We start from the raw sequence: 1,506 nt of genomic DNA, 5'->3' as shown, positions 1-1,506 counted from the left end.
TTAAATAATCCAATACATTGCTGGCATTTTCTGTCATTTCACTATTTAACGCTTCCCATTTTGGCAATTTGTCTTCTGAATCAAGCTTGCCATACCATTCACTTTCATAATGGATTAACATGCGACTAAGTGCCGTGGCTAATACCGGCTTAGCAATAAGCCCTTTAAAACTGTCCGTTGTTATCATCGCATATTTTGGTGAGTTAGCACTGTATTGTTTGTCTAATATTGTTAATGTCTCTTTTATTGTTGGCGTGTATTGTTCTAGTGATGCATTATCCTTATTTCTGCTTAAGGTTTTTTTAGCACTAAGGTAAATTTCTTTCAGACTGGCATTTTCTTTAATTTGCTTAAAATCAAACCAATCCCAGCAACTCACTTTCTTCACGCCTTCGCTTTTAGTTGATAGCCAACTTGACGATATAGTGGTATTTTTATCGTCAAGTACTTTTTCTATTTGTATCCATAACGTATCTTGCTCATCCACCGCTCGATTATTTCTTGTTTTAACCTTATTATCTCCCATATCAAGTAGTAGTGCTGTGCCAATATTATAATTGCTGCTCGTTAATTGGCTTGCTTGTAAGGGGTGTTTGCTCCATGCCACTGTATTTGTAGCTAATTCAATTTCACCATTAGATTTTGCTTTTTTTGCTATCTCCTGCGTATTTTCAATCCATAATGTTTTTTTGTCTGTTGCAGAGGTTTTAATTTCTATTTGTAACCAGTTTATATTGGTTTCTTTACTTAGCACTTTTATTTTAGTGCCTTTAAGTGGTGTTCCAACGGTTGTGTCTGCTTGACTTGGTAGTGTCAGTACTTTAACGCCTTTTGATATAGCTAATAGTGTTTTATCTTCATCGGCTAGTTTTCTCGCCTCTGCTTGAGTTTGGCTAATGTACTTTGGTAAGTCTTCACAGGTAAAACACTCAACATGTAAATTCGGTTGAAATTCGCTCCCTTTCATACCTTGTGCAAGCGGTAGGGTTTCTATATCAATATAATTCCCCTCTTTATCTTTTTTTTTATCAATCGCCTTATCTTGATTATGACCAATATGCCCAACTAAATCACCTGCTACAATTGGAAAAGGTTTATCTAATACCACAACCTCATTATATTTTTTACCTCTAATTATATTTTCAAGACAACCAAAATAAACGTATTTTTTCCCTGCTGGTAAAGGAATAGTGGGGTTTCCATCTCGAATCACTTCGATTAATTCAACAAAATTTTTCGGTTTTTTGGTACCGGATATTTTAATTTGAGTACCTTCAGGTAGCATGGAAATAATATTTTTTTTATTCTCATCCCTTATTCTTATCCCTCTGGATTTGGCGAAATTGCTATCTTTTCCAGTTATTTCAACTATCGGAACAGTGAGTGGTTTTTTAGTCTGATTGTAAATCCAACCGATAATTTTATTTCCCTTATAATCATAAGGTGTTAATTTAGGTATCGAACAATACCCTTCCACTAAAGACGAAACAGCATACCATTTATAAT

The 1,506-nt window shown here is 34.5% G+C and carries 1 protein-coding gene; it reads right to left on the bottom strand.

What is annotated here, in order from left to right; all coding sequences use genetic code 11:
• Nucleotides 1-1,506 (bottom strand): hypothetical protein (locus tag A9G48_RS11445; RefSeq protein ID WP_176701979.1); only part of this gene is annotated, 1,506 nt, incomplete at both ends.

The sequence above is a fragment of the Gilliamella sp. wkB18 genome (assembly GCF_001690875.1).
Lineage (GTDB): Bacteria > Pseudomonadota > Gammaproteobacteria > Enterobacterales > Orbaceae > Gilliamella > Gilliamella apicola_A.
Note: the sequence above shows the minus strand (reverse complement) of the source record. Positions and strands in the feature narration are given on the sequence as shown.